The organism is Streptomyces recifensis, from assembly GCF_002154615.1.
GTDB classification, from domain to species: Bacteria; Actinomycetota; Actinomycetes; order Streptomycetales; family Streptomycetaceae; genus Streptomyces; species Streptomyces griseoluteus.
This window is the reverse complement of record NZ_MUNH01000345.1, coordinates 1-7,700: the sequence shown is the minus strand read 5'-3', so window position 1 is coordinate 7,700 and position 7,700 is coordinate 1. Positions and strand designations below refer to the sequence as shown.

Annotated in this window: 9 protein-coding genes; 2 read left to right on the top strand and 7 right to left on the bottom strand. The window is 72.0% G+C overall.

The window, feature by feature from the left end; translation table 11 throughout:
• Positions 1-53: 53 nt before the first annotated feature.
• The 4 genes from CCN33_RS18615 to CCN33_RS18605 form a co-directional block, all read right to left on the bottom strand.
• Positions 54-1,151, bottom strand: a complete 1,098-nt coding sequence (locus CCN33_RS18615) for a YlbL family protein (RefSeq protein WP_086694709.1) — start codon at positions 1,149-1,151, stop codon at positions 54-56.
• 50 nt (positions 1,152-1,201) lie between these two features.
• Entirely contained in the window at positions 1,202-1,375 is a 174-nt protein-coding gene (locus tag CCN33_RS32095; RefSeq protein WP_167387891.1) for a hypothetical protein, read from the bottom strand.
• Between the two features lie 144 nt (positions 1,376-1,519).
• Positions 1,520-1,981 carry a molybdenum cofactor biosynthesis protein MoaE gene (locus tag CCN33_RS18610; RefSeq protein WP_086694708.1) on the bottom strand — a complete coding sequence of 154 codons (462 nt, stop codon included), beginning with the start codon at positions 1,979-1,981 and terminating at the stop codon, positions 1,520-1,522.
• A gap of 70 nt (positions 1,982-2,051) precedes the next feature.
• Entirely contained in the window at positions 2,052-3,191 is a 1,140-nt protein-coding gene (locus CCN33_RS18605; protein WP_086694707.1) for an SDR family oxidoreductase, read from the bottom strand.
• A 191-nt stretch (positions 3,192-3,382) separates the two neighbouring features.
• Between CCN33_RS18605 and CCN33_RS18600 the strand changes: the two genes are divergently transcribed.
• Together CCN33_RS18600 and CCN33_RS18595 are read left to right on the top strand one after the other, a co-directional pair.
• Positions 3,383-4,825, top strand: a complete 1,443-nt coding sequence (locus CCN33_RS18600) for a zinc-dependent metalloprotease (RefSeq protein ID WP_086694706.1) — start codon at positions 3,383-3,385, stop codon at positions 4,823-4,825.
• Positions 4,822-5,343 carry an NUDIX hydrolase gene (locus CCN33_RS18595; protein WP_086694705.1) on the top strand — a complete coding sequence of 174 codons (522 nt, stop codon included), beginning with the start codon at positions 4,822-4,824 and terminating at the stop codon, positions 5,341-5,343. Before CCN33_RS18600 ends, CCN33_RS18595 begins: the two co-directional genes overlap by 4 nt.
• 151 nt (positions 5,344-5,494) lie before the next feature.
• Here CCN33_RS18595 and CCN33_RS18590 read toward each other — a convergent pair whose 3' ends face one another.
• The 3 genes from CCN33_RS18590 to CCN33_RS18580 all read right to left on the bottom strand — a co-directional run.
• Complete coding sequence (locus CCN33_RS18590) at positions 5,495-6,250, bottom strand: AIM24 family protein (RefSeq protein WP_086694704.1); 756 nt, start codon at positions 6,248-6,250, stop codon at positions 5,495-5,497.
• 17 nt (positions 6,251-6,267) lie between these two features.
• Positions 6,268-6,948 (bottom strand): AIM24 family protein, encoded by a 681-nt coding sequence (locus tag CCN33_RS18585; RefSeq protein ID WP_086694703.1) that lies wholly within the window; start codon positions 6,946-6,948, stop codon positions 6,268-6,270.
• Between the two features lie 11 nt (positions 6,949-6,959).
• On the bottom strand, positions 6,960-7,700 hold a 741-nt coding region (locus tag CCN33_RS18580), incomplete at its 5' end, for an AIM24 family protein (RefSeq protein WP_140394588.1).

Below are 7,700 nucleotides of genomic sequence, written 5' to 3'. Positions count from 1 at the left end.
GGGGCGCCCCCGCGCGCGTGGCGGCTGTCTCGGCCGGGGTGTCTGCCGGTGCCTCAGCCCTTGGTGGTGCACTTCGGCAGGTCGGCGGTGCGGCCCTCGCGGATGTCCTTGAGGGCGTCCAGGGCGTCGCCGATCTTCTTCACCTTGACCAGGGTGAGGCCGCTCGGGGTGTCCTTGGCGGCGGAGGCGCAGTTGTCGGCCGGGGTGAGGAAGTACTGGGCGCCCTTGGCGCGCGCGCCGACCGTCTTCATCTCGATGCCGCCGATGGGGCCGACCGTGCCGTCGTCGTCGATGGTCCCGGTGCCCGCGACGAACTTGCCGCCGGTGAGGCTGCCCGGGGTGAGCTTGTCGTAGATGCCGAGCGAGAACATCAGGCCGGCGCTGGGGCCGCCGACGTCGGCGAGCTTGATGTCGATGGTGAACGGGAAGGTGTGGTCGGTTCCGGCGGAGATCCCGACGATGGCCCGGTGGGCGCCCTTGTCGTCGGAGTCGGTGGTCGTGATCGTCACGTCCCGCGTCCTGGTCGCCGTCCGGTGCGCCTTCTCGGCGGCGGCCTGGTCCTTGGCGGGGACCACGGTGAAGACCACCTTCTGGCCCGGCTTGTGCTTGGTCACCAGCTTCGCCACGTCGGACGGCTGCTTGACCGGGGTGCCGTCCACGGCCTTGATCACGTCGCCCGCGTGCAGCCGGCCCTCGGCCGGGGAGTCCTTGATCACCGTCGAGACGATCACCCAGGACGTCACCGGGATGTGCAGCTCCTTCAGGGCGGCGACCTTGGCGCTCTCCTGGGACTGGCTGAACTCCTCGGCGTTCTCCTGGGTGGACTGCTGCTCGGTCTTGCCGTCCGGGTAGAGCGTGTCGTGCGGGACGACCTTGGTGTCGTGCGCCAGCCAGCCGTAGACCGCCTCGACCAGGTTCATCCGGAAGTCCGCGCTGGTCACCCGCACGGTGGTCATGTTCAGGTGGCCGTCGGCCGGATAGGTGCGGTGACCCGAGACCTGGAGCACCGGCTCGCCGTCGTGCTCCCCGAGCGTGTTCACGGTCGGCCCCGGCGACATCTCCGCGTACGGCACGGGGATGAGCACTCCCGCGCAGAGCAGCGCGATCAGCATCAGGGTGGACGCGAGCATCGTCGCGGTACGGCGTGGCATGGCACGACAGTACGGGACACGTGTGTCGGCGCCCCGTCAGGGCACCCCCGTCAGGCGCCGGGAGCGCCTGTGTGGGACCGCTCCATGGCCTCGCGGAAGCGCGCGTAGCCGTCGAGTTCCGGCCCGTCGCCGCGGGTCCTGCGGGTCCGGTTGGCCCAGCTTCCCCACAGACCGGCCGCGACCGCGGCGATGAACGGAATCAGCAACCAGACGAGGACCGCCATGCCGACCTCCCAACCCCATGAGTGTCCGCTGCGAACTGAGTGATCAGCAGATTAACCATTCGCAGGGACAACGCTCACGCGCGGGGGGCGGTTACGCAACCGGAGCACCCGATGGGCCGAACGTCACCGCTCCGGTCACCGCCGTCAGCAGGCGCCGACCCATTCCTCGGTGCCGTCGGAGAAGCGCTGGTGCTTCCAGATGGGCACCTCGTGCTTGAGGTCGTCGATGAGCTTCCGGCAGGCCTCGAACGCCTCGGCCCGGTGCGGGCACGCCACGCCGACGACGACGGCGAGGTCGCCGACCGTCAGGTCACCCACCCGGTGGACGGCGGCCAGGGCGCGCACCGGGTAGTCCGCGACGACCTTCTCCGCGACCCGCCGCATCTCCTCGGCGGCGGTGGGGTGGCAGGAGTAGCCCAGGGCGTCGACGTCCGCGCCCCCGTCGTGGTTGCGCACGGTGCCCACGAACAGCGAGATCCCGCCCGCCGCCTCGTCTCCGAGCGCGGCGAACACCTCGTCCACCGAGAGGGGGGTGTCCCGGATGCCGATCAGCATGATGGGGCTGGGGGCCGCCTGCTCACCGGGGTGTTCGTTCGTGAGTGCCATGTCTCCATGGTGCCGCACACCGGGGAGGGGGCGGAATGCGGTGCTCGGCCGGACGGGGCGGTCCGGCGGCTCAGATGCGGCGGCGCGCCTTGCGGGCCCGGCGGACCACCGCGGCCGCGCCGAGCAGCGCCACGGTCGCGCCCGCCGCGCCGGCCGCCGTGGCGTCCTTGCGGCCGAGTCTGCGCCCGGCGACGGTGTGCCGGCCGGAGACCTCCTCCAGCAGTTCCGCGAGCACGTCCTCGTTGGTCCAGCGGGGCCGCCACCCGGCCGAGTGCAGCCGGCTGCCGCTGACCACCCACGGGTACATCGTGTACGCCAGGTCGCCCGCCGGGGACGGGGTGAGGCCGATCCGGTGCAGCCGGGCGGCCGCGCCGAGGGCGACCGCGGAGGGCAGCTCCATGCGCCGGATGCCGCTCAGCTCCTCGACCTCCTCCTGTTCCAGCCAGCCGTCGCAGCCGACGGCGAGTTCCCCGTCGACCTTCTCCAGCACGGCGTACTCCAGCGCCGTGCACAGGTCGTCGACGTGGCAGAACTGCCAGGCGGGGCGGGAGTCCGCGACCACCAGCAGCCGGGGCGACTCGAAGTACCGGGTCAGCGCGGTGTCGGTGCCGCCGACCAGCAGGGCGGGGCGTACGACGGTGACGTTGAGACCGGGGTGCGCGCGGGGCGCGCGGCGGGCCAGGCGCTCGATCTCCAGCAGATCGGCGACCCCGGTGGCCTCGGCGGTGGCGCGCAGCTCGGCGTCCTCCGACAGCGGCAGCTCGTTGTCGGGCAACGCGCCGTAGACCATGGCCGACGTGCACAGCACGACCCGGTGCACCCCGGCGGCGGCCGCGGCGGTGAGCACGGTCTGGGTGCCGCGCACGTTGTACGCGGTGCGGGCGGCCGCGTCGCTGCCCAGGTCCAGGTCGAGCGCGAGGTGCACCACGACGTCGGCGCCGCGCAGCTTCTCCGCGATCGCCGGGTCCCGCACGTCGAGGATGTGCCACTCGGCCTCGGCGCACTCCCCGCGCCGCTCGTCGATGGCCACCACCTGCCGGATCTCCTCGGACGCCGCCAGCCGCTCGGTGAGCAGCGCGCCGATCCCGGTGGCGGCACCGGTGACCGCGACGACGGGTCCACGCACCGCGGGCGAGGGCGAGGGCGAGGGCGATGCGGGCGGAGATGAGGGGTTTCGCGCTGCGCGAACCTGCGGATCTGGGGAACTCACCGGGCGTCTCCAGCGGTTGTCTTCAGTACGAGCGCGGACGACGCGCCCGTACCAGGTGCATCCATCCTGCCGCAGCCCATCTGTGGGCGAAGCACCGAGGCCCTATCCGGTCCGGGTGTCTACGCTGGGTGGTGAAGTCGGGCAGCCGCGCCGCCGGAGAGAACCGGTGGCCTTACCAGCCGAGGAACCCCGTGAGTGACACCCCATTCGGATTCGGCCTTCCGCCGGAGGAGCCGGACGACGGCGACGAGGGCAAGAAGAAGGACCAGCAGAGCGGTGGTGGGCAGGGGCCGGCCAACCCGTTCGGTTTCGGCGGTCTGCCGGGAGCCGGGGGTTTTGGCGGTCCCGGCGCCGACAATCCGCTCGCCGCGATGTTCGGCTCTCTGAACCCCAATGACCTGGGCGCGGCGTTCCAGCAGCTCGGCCAGATGCTCTCCTACGAGGGCGGCCCGGTGAACTGGGACATGGCCAAGCAGATCGCCCGCCAGACGGTCGCCCAGGGCACCCAGGACGGCGTCAAGGACGCGAGCGTCGGCCCGTCCGAGCGCTCCGCGGTGCAGGAGGCGGTGCGCCTGGCCGACCTGTGGCTGGACGACGCCACCTCGCTGCCCTCCGGCGCCGGCACCTCCGTGGCCTGGTCGCGCGCGGAGTGGGTCGAGGCGACCCTCCCGGCCTGGAAGGAACTGGTCGACCCGGTCGCCGAGCGGGTCGGCGCGGCCATGGGCGACGTCCTGCCGGAGGAGATGCAGGCCATGGCGGGCCCGCTGATCGGCATGATGCGCTCGATGGGCGGCGCCATGTTCGGCACCCAGATCGGGCAGGCCGTGGGCGTGCTCGCGGGCGAGGTCGTCGGCTCCACCGACATCGGTCTGCCGCTGGGACCGGTGGGCAAGGCCGCGCTGCTCCCGGTCAACATGGAGGCGTTCGGCAAGGACCTGGGCATCCCCATGGAGGAGGTGCGCCTGTACCTCGCTCTGCGCGAGGCGGCCCACCAGCGCCTCTTCGCCCACGTGCCGTGGCTGCGCTCCCACCTGTTCGGCGCGGTCGAGGGCTACGCGCGCGGTATCAAGGTCGACACCGCCAAGCTGGAGGACGTGGTCGGCCAGTTCGACCCGCAGAACCCCGAGCAGCTTCAGGACGCGCTGCAGCAGGGCATGTTCCAGCCCGAGGACACGCCCGAGCAGAAGGCGGCCCTGGCCCGGCTGGAGACCGCGCTCGCGCTGGTCGAGGGCTGGGTGGACGCGGTGGTCCACGCGGCCGCGAAGCCGCGCCTGTCCTCCGCCGACGCGCTGCGCGAGACGCTGCGCCGCCGGCGCGCGAGCGGCGGCCCGGCGGAGCAGACCTTCGCCACGCTGATCGGTCTGGAGCTGCGCCCGCGCCGGCTGCGCGACGCCTCCCGCCTGTGGGCCTCGCTCACCGACGCGCGCGGGGTCGACGGCCGGGACGACCTGTGGCACCACCCGGACATGCTGCCGACCGCCACCGACCTGGACGACCCGGACGGCTTCGTCCACCGCGAGCAGATGGACTTCTCCGAGCTGGACAAGATGCTCGGCGAGGCGGCCGGCGGCGCGGGGAAGCCCGACCTGAAGAAGGACGAGGGCGACGAGGGCAAGGGCGACAAGAGCGAGTGAGCCTGTACGACGACGCGGTCCTCGTGCTCAAGGGGTACGAGGACCAGCCCGACCTGCGTGACGCCTACCAGGCCCACCTCGCCGCCCACCCGGACGGCATCTGGCGGTCCTGCGACGCGGGGCACCTCACGGCCAGCGCGCTGGTGATCGACCCGGAGCACGGCCGGGTGCTGCTGACGCTGCACAGGAAGCTGCGGATGTGGCTCCAGATGGGCGGCCACTGCGAGCCGGGCGACATCTCCATGGCGGGCGCGGCCCTGCGCGAGGCGACGGAGGAGTCCGGCATCGCCGGGCTGACCCTGCTCCCGGGCGGCCCGGTCCGGCTGGACCGGCACCCGATCCCGGCCCCCTGCAACTGGCACCTCGACGTGCAGTACGCGGTGCTGGCCCCGTCCGGCGCCGAGCAGGCGATCAGCGACGAGTCGCTGGACCTGCGATGGTTCGGCTACGACGAGGTCGCCGACGTGGCGGACGAGTCGGTGGTACGGCTGCTGGAGGCTACGCGGGCACGGCTGTGAGGCGGGGTGCGGTGCGGAGAGCCTGGATCTGAACGGGGTTCGGCGCCGCACCCCGTTCAGACTCCGAACGCGCAAGGGGCGCCCGCCGCTGTGGGCGCCCCTTGCGTTCGTCTCGTCACGTCCGCCGCGTCACCGTCCGGCGCACGCGCGCTCAGCTCCAGACGTTGCCCTGGTTCTGCCCGCGTGCGCCCTGCTGGCCCATGCCGAACTGGGCCGCGACCCCGCCGCCTATCTGCGCGTGCTGGGGCGGCAGCAGCTCGCTGGGCTGGACCAGGGCGAAGCCGGAACCCATGAAGCTCAGCTCCCAGCCCTCGCCCGTACTGCCGCGTCGCCGCCACACCCCGGACGAATGGGTCTGGGCCTGCATCTGCACCCGCAGCGAGGTGGACCAGGCGACGATGGCGTCCGCGTCGCAGTTGACGTACCGGTCCGGCGTGACCTGCATCAGCAGGGGCGTGCCGGAGGTCATCAGGGCGACCTTGCCGCGGCCGGTGATGTTGAGCTGGTACTTCCCCGAGCCGGAGATGCCGTAGAGGCTGTCCACCGCGATGACCTCGTGGTGCAGCGAGGAGTCCATGGCGAGGACGTAGGAGCTGTCCACGGTCAGGCCCTCCTGCTCCACGTCCAGCAGATGGACGTGCTGGGCGAGGTTGGCCAGGTAGACGGTGCCCTGGCCGTGACAGCGCATCAGGTCCAGGCCCTCGCCGGTGTGGGCCCGCGCCCGGCGCTGGCCCTGGCTGCGGTACTCGGCGTCGAACTCGACCAGGCCCTGGTAGGCGACCATGGCGCCCTTGCGGGCCAGCAGGTCGTCGTGCCCCTCCAGGGCGACGCGGAGCATCTGCGCGTTCTGTAGGCTCCAACGCTCCTGGGTCTGGGAGTCGTTGTGCGCGAAAAGCGGGCTCTGCATGGTGTCTGTGCTCCCCCTCAGCCCCGGAACCGGAGGCGGTCGGTGCTGTCCTCGCTGGGCTGGACGACGACGATGCCCTGCCCGGAGAACGCCATCTGGTACGCCTCGCCGCTGCCCCGGCCGATCAGCGACTGGGCCTTGAAGCTGCGCTTGCCCTTCACCTTGAGGTTCGGGGACCACGCCACGAGCGCGTCCGGGTCGACGTACGTCTCGTCCTCACCGCCGCCGCAGTCCACCACGATCGGGGTGCCGCGCGAGGTCAGCGCGACCCAGCCCTGTCCGGAGATCCTGGTGTTCCACAGGCCCTGTCCGGCGAACTTGGCGAGCCCCTTCACCCGCTCCACGCCCCAGGTGAGGCCCGCGTCGAAGGCGAGGAGGTTGGTGGCGTTGACGGAGATGCCGTCGCCGTTCAGGTTGATCACGACCACGTCGGCGCCGTAGTCGGCGAGGTAGAGCAGGCCGTCGCCGGAGCACTTCATCAGCGGGGCGCCCTCGCCGGTCATCCAGTCGCGGGCGATCTGGCGGACGGCGGGCGGGTTGGGCTCGTACTGGATGAAGCCCTCGTAGGCGATCATCGAGCCCACGCGGGCGAGGAGGTCGTTGCCGGTCTGCATGGCGACCTTCAGCATGTGGCTGCCGTGGTTCTCCATGCGGGCGGTGACGGGTGCGGGGGCGAAGCCCGCGAGCGGCTGGTTCATGACGGGCTCCCTCAGACCTCGTACGGCTGGACGACGATGAAGTTGCCGGGTGCGCCCCGGAACTGGAGGTTCACGCTCTCGCCCGTGTCGCCCGCGTAGGCGTTGCGGCGCATCCGGACCTGGCTGGAGACGATCACCTGTGAGGCGGCCGACCAGGCGACCACCGCGTGGCAGTCGGCGAAGGTCGTCGGCGTCACCGGCAGCACGACGGGCGTGCCGTGGGTCTTGACGACGAGCGTGCCGGTGCCCTGGAACTGCATGGTGAACAGCGCGCCACCGGGGATGCCGTGGCCCTCGATACGGCGGACCTCGTACTGCAGGCTCTCGTCGAAGGCGAGCACGTTCTCGGCGGAGACGCAGATCGCGTCGCCCTGCAGCTCGACCGGGTGGAGGTGGGTGGAGTTGTCGGCGAGGAACACCTGTCCCTGGCCGGTGCAGCGCATCAACTGCATCTCCTGGCCCGTCGCGTTGCCCACGAGCCGGCCGGTGATTCCGGCGCCCTTGTAGCTGAAGTCGACCTTGCCCTGGTAGAGCACCATGCTGCCCTGCCGGGCCAGTACCGGCTGGCCGCCGGCGCCCAGGTCGACGCGGATCAGCTTGTGGTTCTGCTGGGTCCAGCGCTGCCCGGTGGGCGCCTCCTTGAACTTCTGGAGCGCGGCGCCCACTCCGGCCGCTCCCTGGGGCGCGCACTGCGGGACACCGTAGGAAGGGGTGCCCTGGCCGGGGACCTGGCCGTAGCCGGGGGGCATGGG